Source organism: Antarctobacter aquimaris (assembly GCF_900184945.1).
In the GTDB taxonomy this organism is placed as follows: Bacteria; Pseudomonadota; Alphaproteobacteria; order Rhodobacterales; family Rhodobacteraceae; genus Maliponia; species Maliponia aquimaris.
Window position 1 is genome coordinate 170,989 of the sequence record NZ_FXYF01000007.1, and the last position, 13,760, is coordinate 184,748.

General features: G+C 67.1%; 15 protein-coding genes. 11 read left to right on the top strand and 4 right to left on the bottom strand.

Annotated elements, in window-relative coordinates; genetic code table 11:
- Positions 1–121: 121 nt before the first annotated feature.
- Positions 122–871: a YebC/PmpR family DNA-binding transcriptional regulator gene (locus tag MAA8898_RS14200; protein WP_094021690.1), complete on the top strand. Its 750-nt coding sequence runs from the start codon at positions 122–124 to the stop codon at positions 869–871.
- 257 nt (positions 872–1,128) lie between these two features.
- On the opposite strand, the gene MAA8898_RS14205 is transcribed toward MAA8898_RS14200, so the two are convergent.
- Entirely contained in the window at positions 1,129–1,902 is a 774-nt protein-coding gene (locus tag MAA8898_RS14205; protein ID WP_176445168.1) for a VPLPA-CTERM sorting domain-containing protein, read from the bottom strand.
- Positions 1,903–2,266: 364 nt separating this feature from the next.
- Here MAA8898_RS14205 and MAA8898_RS14210 point away from each other — a divergent pair, with 364 nt between their 5' ends.
- Positions 2,267–3,016 carry a hypothetical protein gene (locus tag MAA8898_RS14210; RefSeq protein ID WP_094021692.1) on the top strand — a complete coding sequence of 250 codons (750 nt, stop codon included), beginning with the start codon at positions 2,267–2,269 and terminating at the stop codon, positions 3,014–3,016.
- Positions 3,017–3,023: 7 nt separating this feature from the next.
- Here the strand turns inward: MAA8898_RS14210 and MAA8898_RS14215 are convergent, their stop codons facing one another.
- On the bottom strand, positions 3,024–3,770 hold the full coding sequence (locus MAA8898_RS14215; protein WP_094021693.1) for a DUF5765 domain-containing protein: 747 nt from the start codon (positions 3,768–3,770) through the stop codon (positions 3,024–3,026).
- Positions 3,771–3,881: 111 nt separating this feature from the next.
- On the opposite strand from MAA8898_RS14215, the gene MAA8898_RS14220 reads away from it, so the two are divergent.
- From MAA8898_RS14220 to betC, 6 genes are all read left to right on the top strand, one after another.
- Positions 3,882–4,514, top strand: coding sequence for a LysE/ArgO family amino acid transporter (locus MAA8898_RS14220; protein WP_094021694.1), 633 nt, complete (start codon positions 3,882–3,884; stop codon positions 4,512–4,514).
- Positions 4,515–4,562: 48 nt separating this feature from the next.
- A complete protein-coding gene (locus MAA8898_RS14225) occupies positions 4,563–5,462 on the top strand; it encodes a DMT family transporter (RefSeq protein ID WP_245853418.1) in 900 nt (299 codons plus the stop codon).
- Positions 5,463–5,597: 135 nt separating this feature from the next.
- Positions 5,598–5,777, top strand: coding sequence for a hypothetical protein (locus tag MAA8898_RS14230; protein ID WP_245853419.1), 180 nt, complete (start codon positions 5,598–5,600; stop codon positions 5,775–5,777).
- Positions 5,778–5,850: 73 nt separating this feature from the next.
- The gene (locus tag MAA8898_RS14235; protein ID WP_094021696.1) at positions 5,851–6,915 is read left to right on the top strand and encodes a DUF1036 domain-containing protein; all 1,065 of its coding nucleotides are present in this window, start codon (positions 5,851–5,853) and stop codon (positions 6,913–6,915) included.
- Between the two features lie 111 nt (positions 6,916–7,026).
- Complete coding sequence (betI, locus tag MAA8898_RS14240) at positions 7,027–7,593, top strand: choline-binding transcriptional repressor BetI (RefSeq protein WP_094021697.1); 567 nt, start codon at positions 7,027–7,029, stop codon at positions 7,591–7,593.
- Positions 7,590–9,098 (top strand): choline-sulfatase, encoded by a 1,509-nt coding sequence (gene betC, locus MAA8898_RS14245; protein ID WP_094021698.1) that lies wholly within the window; start codon positions 7,590–7,592, stop codon positions 9,096–9,098. Before betI ends, betC begins: the two co-directional genes overlap by 4 nt.
- 71 nt (positions 9,099–9,169) lie before the next feature.
- Here betC and MAA8898_RS14250 read toward each other — a convergent pair whose 3' ends face one another.
- Complete coding sequence (locus MAA8898_RS14250) at positions 9,170–10,117, bottom strand: class I SAM-dependent methyltransferase (RefSeq protein WP_094021699.1); 948 nt, start codon at positions 10,115–10,117, stop codon at positions 9,170–9,172.
- Positions 10,118–10,294: 177 nt separating this feature from the next.
- Here MAA8898_RS14250 and betA point away from each other — a divergent pair, with 177 nt between their 5' ends.
- The 3 genes from betA to MAA8898_RS14265 all read left to right on the top strand — a co-directional run bounded on the left by betA (position 10,295) and on the right by MAA8898_RS14265 (position 13,085).
- Complete coding sequence (betA, locus tag MAA8898_RS14255; protein ID WP_094021700.1) at positions 10,295–11,950, top strand: choline dehydrogenase; 1,656 nt, start codon at positions 10,295–10,297, stop codon at positions 11,948–11,950.
- A gap of 84 nt (positions 11,951–12,034) precedes the next feature.
- Positions 12,035–12,706, top strand: coding sequence for a thermonuclease family protein (locus MAA8898_RS14260; protein WP_094021701.1), 672 nt, complete (start codon positions 12,035–12,037; stop codon positions 12,704–12,706).
- 142 nt (positions 12,707–12,848) lie between these two features.
- The gene (locus MAA8898_RS14265; protein ID WP_094021702.1) at positions 12,849–13,085 is read left to right on the top strand and encodes an HP1242/YdcH family protein; all 237 of its coding nucleotides are present in this window, start codon (positions 12,849–12,851) and stop codon (positions 13,083–13,085) included.
- Between the two features lie 46 nt (positions 13,086–13,131).
- Here MAA8898_RS14265 and MAA8898_RS14270 read toward each other — a convergent pair whose 3' ends face one another.
- Positions 13,132–13,647: a glutathione peroxidase gene (locus MAA8898_RS14270; RefSeq protein WP_094021703.1), complete on the bottom strand. Its 516-nt coding sequence runs from the start codon at positions 13,645–13,647 to the stop codon at positions 13,132–13,134.
- Positions 13,648–13,760: the final 113 nt, after the last annotated feature.

Sequence of the window (13,760 nt, forward strand, 5' to 3'; positions counted from 1 at the left end):
TTCCGGGCTACCCCGCGCGCGCTCGCCTTGCAACGCATGACCGCGCGCGGCCTTGGCAAAAGGACGGATGCTGGCATATAGAGGCACGATTCTTCGAGGCACCCGAAAGAGGCAGATCACCATGGCCGGCCATTCCAAATGGGCAAACATCCAGCACCGCAAGGGCCGTCAGGACAAGCTGAGGGCCAAGATCTTTTCCAAGCTGTCCAAGGAAATCACCGTCGCCGCCAAGATGGGCGACCCCGACCCGGACAAGAACCCGCGCCTGCGCCTGGCGGTGAAGGAAGCCAAGGGACAGTCCATGCCCAAGGACAACATCGAACGCGCCATCAAGAAGGCGATCGGTGGCGAGGGCGATGACTACGAGGAAATCCGCTACGAGGGCTACGGCCCGAACGGCGTGGCGGTGATCGTCGAGGCAATGACCGACAACCGCAACCGCACCGCGTCGAACGTGCGGTCGACCTTTACCAAGAACGGCGGCAACCTGGGCGAAACCGGCTCGGTCGGCTTCATGTTCGAACGCAAGGGCGAGATCGTCTACCTGGCCTCGGCGGGCAGCGCCGACGACGTGATGATGGCCGCCATCGAGGCGGGCGCGGAGGATGTCGAAAGCTCGGACGAGGAACACGTCATCTACTGCGCCGACACCGACCTGAACGAGGTGGCGACCGCACTGGAAGCGGCGCTGGGCGAATCCGAGTCGACCAAGCTGGTCTGGAAGCCGACCACCACGACGGAACTGGACCTGGACGGGATGCAGGCGCTGATGAAGCTGGTCGATGCGCTGGAAGAGGACGACGACGTGCAGCGCGTGACCACCAACTTCGAGGCCGACGACGCGGTCATGGCGCAGCTGGAAAACGCCTGATCGTTTGCCTGTTCAGGCACGTGAAATCCCCGCCCCGGCGGGGGTTTCCTGTTGTCGGGCGGGCGTCTGTGTTCACGCAGGCAAGGGCGACAATGGACCGTCGCCGAGGGGCCACTGTGGCATTGTCCCGGTAGGCGGCACGGCGGTTCTGTCCGAAAACGCCGGACTGGAACAGCCCCGCAAGACCCAGCGACGGGCAAGAAAGGCAGCCCGCACAGCAGGCTGCCTTTCCTTGTGCAATGGTGGTCTGGGCCGGGTCAGGCAGCCTTGCGTTTTCGCCGGATCACACCGAATGCGGCGATACCTCCAAGCAGGAGCGGCAGCGATGCCGGGAGCGGGACGGGCGAGGGGCTGTTGATCAGGCTGTCGATCTGACCCTTGAGCAGGCTGACGCTTGCGGCGGTCGGCGCGGTGCCCATGTCCCAGAACAGGAAACCGTTTGCGATCGTGCGTCCGCCGTTCCCGACGACGATGGCGCCCTGACCGGCCGCCGGCGCCGCGGTGAAGCCCGCCACCGCTGATGCACCGTTGATCGCGTCAAGCCTGTCGCCGTTGTCGCCGGCACGGTCGGTGAAATCGACTCCGGCGGTCAGGTTTGCCGCTGCGGCGGACCCGGCATTCCAGGTGAACACGCTCTGAACGGAATTGAAGGACGATGCCACCGAGACGTCGAATGTCGCGGCAAGGGCCGGCAACGAGTTCAAGTTCCAGTAGCTCAGGATCGCCGAACCGCCTCCGGAGACGAAGTTGTCGATCGCGGCCGCATTGGCGGCACTGATGCTCAACCCGGGAACGTCGATGATCAACAGGTCCCAGGATTGCGACACGATGGCACTTGCAAGGCCGCTGTGGCTGGTGCCGGTGGCGGTTTCGCCCAGGTCCGACAGGGCGGCGCCCACGACGCCATCTCCAACGCTGGAGTAGGAATCGTAGAACCTCAGGATCGAGGCGGCATCCGCTGTCGGCGCATTGGCAAGCGACAGCATACCAGCGCAAAGCGCGATTACAGAATACTTCACTGAATTCTCCATGGATTTTTCCTGCATCTGTCTGAGACCCCCAGACTCAAAGAGTCAACGATGTTGCAAGAGCCCTGCGTGCCCCCCGCGTCTTGTGGTGCACCGGCTCATGCGGTGATAGTCGTCTTCAGGTTGCGTTCCCGAGCGCTTGGTAAATCGCAACTCGCTTGAAGCATGAGGATTTGTCTCAAAGTAAGGGGATGTCCCAAACAAGCGGTGACAATCCGGCAACCTTAAGGCCAGTACATGGCGGTCTTGGGTGAATTGGAAACAGTCTGTTTCCAATATGGAAAACCGCTGGCGATGGTCGATTTCCCGCGGCCGGAGGGCCAGCCGCATCTTGCAGCATCACCGCAACTGCGCCTAATCCGGTTTCATGCTGCTGCGCGCGCTCCTTCTGTTGCTGATCTTCGTCGCCCTGTCGGTCGCGGCGACGCTCTATTTCGGCAACGAGGTGCTGATCGCGCTGGGGCTGATCCTGGCGCAGGCCAAGGTCCTGCTGAAGAAACTGGCCGGGATCGAGCTGCCGGTTTTCATCCTCTGGCTGAAGACGCAGGCGGCGGCCTTTTTCCGGGTCGAACTGCTCAAGAAGTGGCTGACCACCTCCGCCGTGCCGCTGGTGCTGGGCAAGGCGTTGTTGCGGCGGGTGCAGCGGCTGGTTCAGGGCTACATGGGCATCGTGCGCGACAGCCATGCCCGGCTGATGGGCTGGTTTCGCGGTCTCAGCCCGCTGGAACGCGCGCTGGCCTGGCTGATCATCCTGTTCGCCACGCTGGCGCTGTCGGTCACGACGGTCGGCCTGTGGCTGGTCCTGTTCTCGGTACAACTGCCGCTGTGGCTGGCGGCGGCCATGGGGGCGCTGGTGCGGATGACCTCGGCCAGCGTGCAGAAGATGGCGTTCAAGGCGCTGGCCTTCTTCCAGCTGAAATGGCTGTGGCGGGCGGTGCGCCGGCTGCTGCCCGCGCGGTTCCTGGCGTGGAAGCGGTGGGCCGAGTTCCGGATCGTGCGCCAGGTCGTTCGGCGCCGGCGGATGACGCTGAAACAGCTGGTCGACCGCAAGGGAAGCCTGCCGTTCAAGCTGGGCCTGTTGGCCGAATACCTGTTTCACCCGCCGGGGCGGCGCTGAGGGGGGCTCAGGCCGGGCGCGGGTGCCGGGGCGGCACGAGGCTGCGGCGGAACAGCGGGCTGATTGCGGCCAGCGCGAGGCCGATCGAGAACAGGCACCAGACGGCGGGCGCCTCGTTCGGGTTGCCGGTCAGCAGGGTTGCCAGCACCGGGCCCAGCAGCAGGTGGAACAGCGCAAAGCGCCAGGCGCCGTAGAAGCAGGGCAAGAGGAACACCGCCAGCATGTAGTCGAGAAAGCGCATGCCGCCGCCCGTGACGGGCAGCATGTCCAGCAACGGGCCGATCATCAGCCCCCGGGCCAGCAGGTCGTTCAGCGGCACCGTCCAGCCCAGGTGCCACCCGCCCGAGATGGTGCAGAAACCGGGACCGCAGAGCGGCGTGCCCAGCTGGCAGGTGCCGGCCCAGGGCATCGGCATCAGCCGCGCCAGCATGAGGCAGGTCGCCAGCCCGGCCAGGGCAAACACCCGCCGCCGCGCCGCCGGGGACAGCGCCGTGCCGACCAGCGCCATGCAGAAGGCATTGATGACAATCGGTTGAAAGGCGATGTGCAGGTAGGACAGCAGGGTCACGGCATAGTTCGACGGTGTGCCGCATTGGTCGATCACCGCGTAACCCCAGGCCTGCAAGCCCTCCATGGCGGTGAAATAGCCCAGCGTGCCCCAGATCGCGGCGCTGTCCTTGCGGTGGTATGTCACCAGCGTTGCGGCCGCGCCGAGACCGACCATTCCGTAGGTTGCGGTTTCGCTCCAGCACATGGGACGGCCTCCGGTCTTTCGTGGTTTTCGCCCACAGTGCGGCGGCGGTGCAGCGGGGTCAACGGCTTGGCCGTCCCGGTTCCGGCTTGCGGACCGGGCCGGTTTGGGCCAATGGGGCGGCCGGTCAGGGCAGGAGGCACCAGGTTGGGTGGGTCATTCGTTGCGGGGTTTGCGCTTGGGTTCAGCCTGATCCTGGCCATCGGCGCGCAGAACGCCTTTGTGCTGCGGCAGGGGTTGCGGCGGGCGCATGTGCTGCCGGTCGTGCTGGTCTGCGCGGTGTCCGACGCGGCGCTGATCGCGGCGGGGGTTGCCGGCTTCGGCGCACTGGCCGAGGCCGTGCCGGGGCTGGAGACCTTCATGCGCATCTTCGGTGCGGCGTTCCTGATCTGGTACGGCGCGCGCACGCTGCGCCAGGCCTGGAAGGGCGGCGGCACGCTACAGGCGGGCGAGGGGGCGCAAAGCCTGCGCGCGGCGCTGCTGACCTGCCTGGCGCTGACCTGGCTCAACCCGCATGTCTACCTGGACACGGTGGTGCTGCTGGGCTCTGTCTCGGCGCAATACGCGGCGCGCACGGCCTTTGCGCTGGGGGCGATGACGGCCTCCTTCACCTTCTTCTTCTCGCTGGGCTACGGCGCGCGCGCCCTGGCGCCGCTGTTTGCCCGCCCCCGCGCGTGGCAGGTGCTGGATGTCATCGTCGCGCTGGTGATTTGGGCCATCGCGCTGAAACTGATCCTGTTGCGCTAAGCCATCGGTCGGCCTTGCACCTGCCCGTCCTTGCGGTAAGTCGGAGGCATGGCGGAAACGGTGCAAAGCCCCGCGCGGGGCGTGTTCTGGATGGTCGTGACGGGGCTGTGCTTTGTCGCGGTCACGGCGCTGGTGAAATCGCTGGGCCAGCGCATCCCGGCGGCCGAGTCCGCCTTCCTGCGCTACGTCCTCGGCTTTGTCTTCCTGTTGCCCATCGCGCGGCGGCTGCTGGCGGTGCGGCTGACCGCGCGGCAGTGGCGGCTGTTCTCGCTGCGGGCGCTGTTCCACACCGGCGGCGTGGTGCTGTGGTTCTACGCCATGACGCGCATCCCGATCGCCGAGGTGACGGCGATGAACTACATCAACCCGGTCTATGTCACCGTGCTGGCGGTCTTTGTGCTGGGAGAGAAACTGGCGCTGCGGCGCATTCTGGCCATCGTCGCGGCGCTGGTGGGGGCGCTGCTGATCCTGCGGCCGGGCTTTCGCGAGCTGGACCCGGGCCATTTTGCCATGCTGTTCACCGCGCTGTTCTTTGCCGGGTCCTACCTGCTGGCCAAGATCCTGTCGGGCGAGGTCGATGCCGGCGTCGTGGTGGGGCTGCTGTCGGTCGGGGTGACGATCGGCCTGGCCCCCCTGGCGCTGGCGGTCTGGGTCTGGCCAACGGCCTGGGACATGCTGATCCTGCTGGCCGTGGCGGGGTTTGCCACGGCGGGGCATTACACCATGACGCTGGCCTTTGCCGCGGCGCCGGTGACGGTGACGCAGCCGGTGACCTTTCTGCAGCTGGTCTGGGCGGTGGCGCTGGGTGCGGTTGCCTTTGGCGAGCCGGTCGACCTCTGGGTGATCGCCGGCGGGACGGTCATCATGGGCGCGGTGATCTTCATCACCTGGCGCGAGGCGGTGCTGAAACGGCGCATCACCCCGGTGGTTTCGGAAACAAAGACCTGAGCTTTGCAGCTTTGTCCGCGTATCGCGAAAAACCCCCGGGTCCGGCGTATTGGCGCCGCATTCCTTTACGAGTCTGCAAGCTATCGGAGTCACTCTTGGTGAGGAAAGGCGCAAGGTATGTTTGTGGAGGGACGGTTGACCGAGGATATGAACGAGGTGCTGGAGTTCCTGCGGCGCGAGCGGCAGAAAGTCCTGTCAGAGGCGGAATGGCGGTTCCGGATGCGCGGCTACGGCTACAACCTGCGGCGCACCGACAAGGGCGTCGAAGTGGCCCGCCTGCCGCAGAACACGGTGCTGGGCACGCTGGAACTGTAGGCGTCGGCGCGACGTCTGGACATTCCCGGACCGACGCGTGTCAAATGCGCTCTGACGGCAGGGAGGGCACGACATGCACGGGATCGCGAAATCACTTCTGGGGCTCTGGTCGGCGGCAATCGTCGTGGCGGGGCTGGCGACGGAGGTCCAGGCCGGGCTGACCGTCTGCAACGAGACCGAACAGCTGCAAAGCGTGGCCATCGGCTACGAGGCGCCCGGCGGCGTCTGGACCTCCGAAGGCTGGTGGCATGTCGATGCCGGCGACTGCAAGCTGGTCATGGCGCGCGCGCTGGGTCGGCGCGATTTCTACTACCGCGCGACGGTCGCCGGGGGCGGGTTTGACGGGCCCTTTGCCTTTTGCACGACGACCGATGCCTTCACCATCGCCGGGGACGAGGATTGCGAGTCGCGCGGCTATGAGCGCACGCGCTTTCGCAAGGTCGACACCGGCGAGGTGGCGGATTTCACCCTGACTCTGGTTGCCGAAGGCCCGGCTCCCGCCCCCAGGCAGGGCGCCGATGCCGGCAAGAGCCACTCTTCCCGCCCGCTCGAAGTGAGCTTTCCCGTCCCGCGCGGAACCCTGGGCGAACCCTTTGCCCAGTGGGGCGTCTTTTACGGCTGTCACACCATCGACGGGCTGGATTACTGCCGGTTCGAGGTCGAGGGTTGGCGTTATGACGCCTACTACGGCGGCGGCACCGCCGATGCGCTGCTGGACGCGTTGCAGGGCTGGCCGTTGCCCCTGGGTGTCGAGCTGGAAGGCGACATGATCACCTATGGCGACATCACGGTCGAGGTGGCGCTGGGCCGCGTGACCGAGGTGCCAGGCAGCGATGCCTTTGCCGCCGAGCGCGCGGCCTTGCAGGGCACCTGGCGGTCGATCGAGGATCCGCGATCCGAATTCCGCGTGGTCGGCGGCGACGTCTATGACTACTACGATGGCGAGTTCATCGCCGAACAGTGGATGACCATCAGCGAAACCTGCCCGGACGCGCCGACGGACGGCATCGGCATCACCCGGATGGAGCTGGGCACCGATGACTACTGGTGCGTGCTGCTGGGCCACTTCGGCCCGGATTTCATCGAGTTCATCAACCCGGGGCGCGGCAATATCCTGACCTATCAACGGATTGACTGACCCGTCATCGGCGGCCTGACCGGCAATCCCGGCGACGCGCGGCAGGCCCAGCCTGACCGTCCCCGGTTTTTCTTGATTGACTCGCCAGTCAAGAAAAACCAAGGTCTCGCCATGCCCAGGATCGGACAGGAACCCATACGGCGCGCGGCGCTGCTCGAGGCGACGGTGGCCGTGATCGGCGAGGCCGGATCGCTGGACGTGACCGTGACGCAGATCGCCAAGCGCGCCGGCATGTCCAGCGCGCTGGCGCATCATTATTTCGGTGGCAAGGCGCAGATCTTCCTCGCCGCCATGCGCCAGATCCTGAGCGACTACGGCGCCGAGGTGCGTGCCGCGCTGGCCGTGGCCCCAGAGGGGCGGCGCCTCGAGGCGGTGATCGCCGCGAATTTCGCCGAAAGCTGCTTTCGCCCCGCCGCCGTCTCGGCCTGGCTGAACTTCTACGTGCTGGCGCAGCGAGAGCCCGAGGCCGCGCGCCTCCTGCGGGTCTACCAGCGCCGCCTGCAGTCGAATCTGGTTCACGCCCTGCGGACCCGCACCGACCACCCCGCCGAGGTGGCCGAGACCCTGGCCGCGCTGATCGACGGTGTCTACCTGCGCGCCGCCCTGTCGGGCGGCGGCATCGAGGGCGCGGCGCAACAGGTCACCCAAACCGCCTATGCCCTGATGAGGACGCCATGACCCGCCCCAACATCCTGATCGTGATGGTCGACCAGCTGAACGGGACGCTGTTCCCCGACGGCCCCGCCGCCTGGCTGCACGCGCCGCACCTGAGGGCGCTGGCGGCGCGCTCGGTCCGGTTCACGACCGCCTACACCGCCTCGCCGCTCTGCGCGCCGGGGCGGGCCAGCTTCATGTCGGGGCAGCTCCCCAGCATGACGCGGGTCTATGACAACGCCGCCGAATTCGCGTCGGATATCCCGACCTACGCGCATCACCTGCGCCGGGCGGGCTACCAGACCTGCCTGTCGGGCAAGATGCATTTCGTCGGCCCGGACCAGATGCACGGGTTCGAGGAGCGGCTGACCACCGACATCTACCCGGCCGATTTCGGCTGGACCCCGGACTATCGCAAGCCGGGCGAGCGTATCGACTGGTGGTATCACAACATGGGGTCGGTGACCGGCGCGGGCGTGGCCGAGATCACCAACCAGATGGAATACGACGACGAGGTCGCCTACCACGCCGAGCGCAAGATCTACGACCTGGCGCGCGGCAAGGACGACCGCCCCTGGTGCCTGACAGTGTCGTTCACCCATCCGCACGATCCCTATGTCGCGCGCAAGCGGTACTGGGATCTCTACGAGGACTGCGACCACCTGCTGCCCGAGGTCCCGGCGATGCCCTACGAGGATCACGACCCGCACGCGCAACGCATCTTCGACGCCAACGACTGGCGGTCGTACGAGATCACCGAAGAGCACATCCGCCGCTCCCGCAGGGCCTATTTTGCCAATATCTCCTACCTCGACGACAAGATCGGCAGCCTGTTGCAGGTGCTGAAGGACACGCGGCAGGAGGCGGTGGTGGTCTTTGTCAGCGATCACGGCGACATGCTGGGCGAGCGCGGGCTGTGGTACAAGATGAACTTCTACGAAGGCTCGGCCCGGGTGCCGCTGATGGTGGCCATGCCGGGCGGCGAAGGGCGCGCGGTGACGGCACCGGTCTCGACCATCGACCTGTGCCCGACGCTGTGCGACCTGGCCGGCGTCGACATGTCCGAGGTCATGCCCTGGACCGAGGGTGAAAGCCTGGTGCCCCTGATGAAGGGCGGGCGCAGGATCAGCCCGGTGGCGATGGAATACGCCGCCGAGGCGTCAAATGCACCGCTGGTCTGCCTGCGCGAGGGGCGGTGGAAATACACCAACTGCGCGCTGGACCCCGAGCAACTGTTCGATCTGGAGGCCGATGCGCACGAGCTGGTGAACCTGGCCGAGGTGCCGGAGCACGCCGCGGTGCTGGAGCGGTTCCGGGTGCAGGCGGCGGCGCGCTGGGACCTGGAGCGCTTTGACGCCGAGGTGCGGCAGAGCCAGGCGCGGCGCTGGGTGGTCTACGAGGCGCTGCGGCAGGGCGGCTATTTCCCCTGGGATTACCAGCCGTTGCAGAAGGCCTCGGAGCGCTACATGCGCAACCACATGGACCTGAACGTGCTGGAAGGCAGCCAGCGGTTTCCGCGGGGCGAGTGATGTCGGACCGCCGGTTGTCCGGGCGTCCCGCCCACCCACCCCCGCCCGGCCAACCGGCGGGGGCCAGCGTCTCAGGCGGCGATTTCGCTTTCGCCGTCGCTTTGGCGGGTGGTGCGCGGGGTCAGCTCCTGCGCGGTGACGGCCAGCGCCCGGATCGGCGCGCCGCCATCGTGGCGCAGGACGCAGGGCGTGACCTCGACCCGGGCAAAGCCAGCCTCGGCCAGCAGGTCGGTGACGTAGCGGCGCGCATGGCGAAAGCGGCGGGTTTCGTGCAGGGCGACACCCCGGTCGCCCTGTTCGACGGTAAAGACCAGCGCGCCGTCGGGCGCCAGAGACCCGGCGCACCAGCTGATCACCCGTTCCAGCGCGCCGAGGTAGTTGAACACGTCGTTGGCGGCGATCAGGTCGTAGCGCGGCCCGATCTCGAGCGTGCCGATATCGGCCTTGTCGAGGTGGTCGTAGATCCCCTTGGCCCGCGCCTCGGCCAGCATCCGGGCCGAGATGTCGATGCCAGTCAGGCGGTCGCAGCGCGGGCGCAACACGGCGCCGGTCAGCCCGGTGCCGCAGCCCAGGTCGAGCGCGTGACCGACGCGCGCGATCCCGGCGCGGTCCAGCGTGTCGCACAGGATCTGCGGCCCCTGGTAGCCCAGCCGACCCATCAGCGCCGAGTCGAAGCGCGGGGCGTACTGGTCGAACAGCAATTCGACAAAGGCCGCGGGCAGGCTTTCGGACAGTGGCGTTCCGGTCAGCAGGTCGCGGCGGATGCCGGCGCCCAGCGGGTCTGCCGGATCGGCCTCGACGGCGCGGCCAAAGGCGCGCGCGGCGGCCTCGGGGTTTCCAGCGGCCTCGTGGTATTCCCCCAGGCGGAACCAGCCTGCCGCCCAGCGTGGCACGAGGTCCAGCGCGCTTGCCAGGGCCTCGGCTGCGCCGGTGGTATCGCCCAGTTGGGACAGGGTTTCGGCGAACTGCGCGCGGCGGTCCGCCTGCGGGCTGCCAGACGAGAAATGCAGGACCTGCATCGACTTGTGACTTTCGAAAGCGTGTTTGTCGGAGGGGACCTCGGGCCCCGGCGGGGATCTGACCGCGCCGTGCCGAGGCTGAATTGCCGCGGCTTTAAATGGAGCGCGGGGGGCGCTGTCAAGAGGGCGCCGCGCGGGATGAGGGCAGGCCCGACGCGGCCGCCAAAGAGGTAGGACATGGAAGCGGATTATGTGATCGTCGGCGCGGGTTCGGGGGGCTGCGCGATGGCCGGACGGCTGACCGAGGCGGGCAAGCGCGTGCTGGTGATCGAGCACGGCGGCAGCGATTGGGGGCCCTTCATCAACATGCCCGGTGCGCTGAGTTACCCGATGAACATGCGGCGCTACGACTGGGGGTTCCAGACCGAGCCGGAGCCGCACCTGGGCGGCCGGCGCTTGGTCTGTCCGCGTGGCAAGGTGATCGGCGGGTCGTCCTCGATCAACGGCATGATCTACGTGCGCGGCCATGCGCTGGACTATGACCACTGGCGCGACGCGGAGGGCTGCGAGGGCTGGGGCTTTGCCGATGTGCTGCCCTACTTCAAGCGCATGGAGGACTGGCACGATGGTGGCCATGGCGGCGATCCGGAATGGCGCGGGAAGGGCGGGCCGCTGCACGTCACGCGCGGCAAGCGGGACAACCCGCTGGTGCAGGCCTTTGTCGAGGCGGGGCAGCAGGCGGGCTACCCGGTGACAGGCGACTACAACGGCCATCAGCAAGAGGGGTTCGGCCCCTTCGAGATGACGGTCTGGCAGGGCGAGAGGTGGTCGGCGGCCAAGGCCTACCTGCGACCCGCGCTGAAGGCGGGCGCGCAGCTGGTGCAAGCCCTGGCGCGGCGCGTGGTCTTTGAGGACGGCCGGGCGGTGGGGGTCGAGGTGACGCGCGGCGGCAAGGTCGAGGTGATCCGCGCCCGGGCCGAGGTGATCCTGGCCGCCAGCGCGATCAACTCGCCCAAGCTGTTGATGCTGTCGGGGATCGGCCCCGGTGCGCATCTCGCGGAACACGGCATTGCGGTGCGGGCGGACCGGCCCGGCGTGGGGCAGAACCTGCAGGACCACCTGGAACTGTATGTGCAGATGGCGGCGACGCAGCCGGTCAGCCTGGCGAAATACTGGAACCTCTTCGGCAAGGGCTGGGTCGGGCTGCAATGGCTGCTGGCGCGCAAGGGGCCGGGGGCGTCGAACCAGTTCGAAAGCTGCGGTTTCATCCGGTCGCAGGCGGGGGTGTCCTATCCCGACATCCAGTACCATTTCCTGCCCATCGCGGTGCGCTACGACGGTCGCATCGCGCCCGAGGGGCATGGCTTTCAGGCACATGTGGGGCCGATGCGCTCGCCCTCGCGGGGGGAGATCACGCTGCGGTCGGCCGACCCGGCCGAGGCGCCGCGCATTTTCTTCAACTACATGAGCACCGAGCAGGACTGGATCGACTTCCGCCGCTGCATCCGCCTTACGCGCGAGATCTTTGCGCAGGAGGCCTTTGCCCCCTATCGCGGCAAGGAATTGCAGCCCGGCGACGCTGCGCAGTCGGACGAGGACCTGGATGCGGTGATCCGCGAGCACGCCGAAAGCGCCTATCACCCCTGCGGCACCTGCAAGATGGGCCCGGCGGAGGACCGGATGTCGGTGGTCGACCCCGAGGGCCGGGTGATCGGCGTCGATGGGTTGCGGGTGGCGGACAGTTCGATCTTTCCGCAGATCACCAACGGCAACCTGAACGCGCCGTCGATCATGGTGGGCGAAAAGATCGCCGACCACGTGCTGGGCCGGCGTCTGCCGCCCGAAAATGCCGAACCCTGGGTGCATCCGGACTGGCGCACGGCGCAGCGCTAGGAGACGTTAACCACTTTGGGGTCAAGTTAACCTTTCGTTAACTTTTGACTTGAACGGAGGCCCGGGCGATCCGATCTTAACGGAATGTTAAGACTTTGTTTCGCTCTTGTTCTCCTCGCGCTGGGTGGCGCAGCCTCGGCGGATGTTGCCGGGGTCGTGCGGGTCGTGGATGGCGATACCCTTGTCGTGGCGGACACCCGCGTCCGCCTGCACGGCATCGACGCCCCGGAAACCGACCAGCACTGCGGCGGCCAGGGCGTGCCGGCGTGGAACTGCGGTGCCTGGGTCACCGGCGAGGTGCGCGCCCGCTACGATGGGCGGATGGCCTCCTGCGTGACGCTGGAGACCGATCGCTATGGCCGCAGCGTGGCGCGCTGCACCGTCGATGGCGTGGACGTCGGCGCGGAACTGGTCCGCAGCGGGCTGGCCTTTGCCTACCGCAAGTACTCGGAGGCCTACGTGGCGCAGGAACGCGTGGCGGCGGTGCGCCGGGCGGGGCTGCATGCGACCGGCATCCAGTCGCCCGAGGCCTACCGGCGGACCGAGCGCCGCATTCTCGCGGCGCAGCACATGGCCTTCGCGCCCGAAGGCTGCGTGATCAAGGGCAACGTGTCGTCCAGCAGCGGCGCCCGGATCTACCACATGCCGGGCCAGACCTGGTACGCCGGGACGAAGATCAGCGAAGCCAGGGGCGAACGCTGGTTCTGTTCCGAGGCAGAGGCGCGCGCCGCCGGCTGGCGCCCGGCGCGGCACTGATGCACATGCCGCGTTGACCCTGGCGGTTGCGAAAGCACTGCAGAATTCACACGGAAAACGGCCCGGTTTGACAAAGGTCAAGGATTGTCGCGCGCCGCTCGGCTTTGGTGTGAGCCGAACAAGAGTGAAGAAGGAGACGCACATGTCACACACGCCGCACGAACTGGCCGAGGAATTCCCGGAGTTCACCGACAAGCTGCACGCGCTGAAGCAAACCGATGCCCATTTCGCCAAGCTGGCCGACGAGTACCACGAGATCAACCGGCAGGTGCACCGCGCCGAGACCAACGTGGAACCGATGGAACAGCTGGCTGAAGAGCAGCTGCGCAAGCAGCGCTCCCTGCTCAAGGACCAGATCTACGCGCTGCTGCGCGCCTGATCCGGCCCTTGGACATGCGACGCCCCGGGAGGTCCCGGGGCGTTTTTCATTTCAGCGCCGCCTCTACCGCGCGGGTGATGCTGGACGCGGTCGGCCGGGTGGTCGATCCGTAGGTCTCGATCACCTGTCCGTCCGGCCCGATCAGCACCTTGTTGAAATTCCACGACGGGCTGAAGCCGGTCTGCTGTTCCACCCACTTGTAGAACGGATGCGCCTGCGCGCCGCGCACATGGGTGATGTCGGTCATCGGCAAATCGAGGCCGAAATTGACCTCGCAGAACTCCTTGACCGCCTCGGCGCTGGACAGTTCCTGCCTGAAATCGTCGGAGGGTACGGCCAGCACCACCAGCCCCTGGTCGCGGTAGCGGTCATAAAGCGCCTGAAGCCCCTCGTATTGCGGGGTGAATCCGCAGCGCGAGGCGGTGTTGACCACCAGCACCGGCTGCCCCCGCCAATCGTCCATCGACAGCGTGCCGCCGTCGATGCTGTCAAAGGTAAAGCCCTGCGCGGCCCAGGCGGGGAAGGCCACGACAGCGGCGAGGAAGGTGAGAAATCGTGTCATCGAAGATCTCCTTTTCCCTCTGAGATAGAGCGCCGGGGGGCAGGTCAATCCCGCCGGCGACGCGGCGCTTGCGCGAGGTCAAGGCGCGCGACCCCGACAGCAGTAACTTTGCC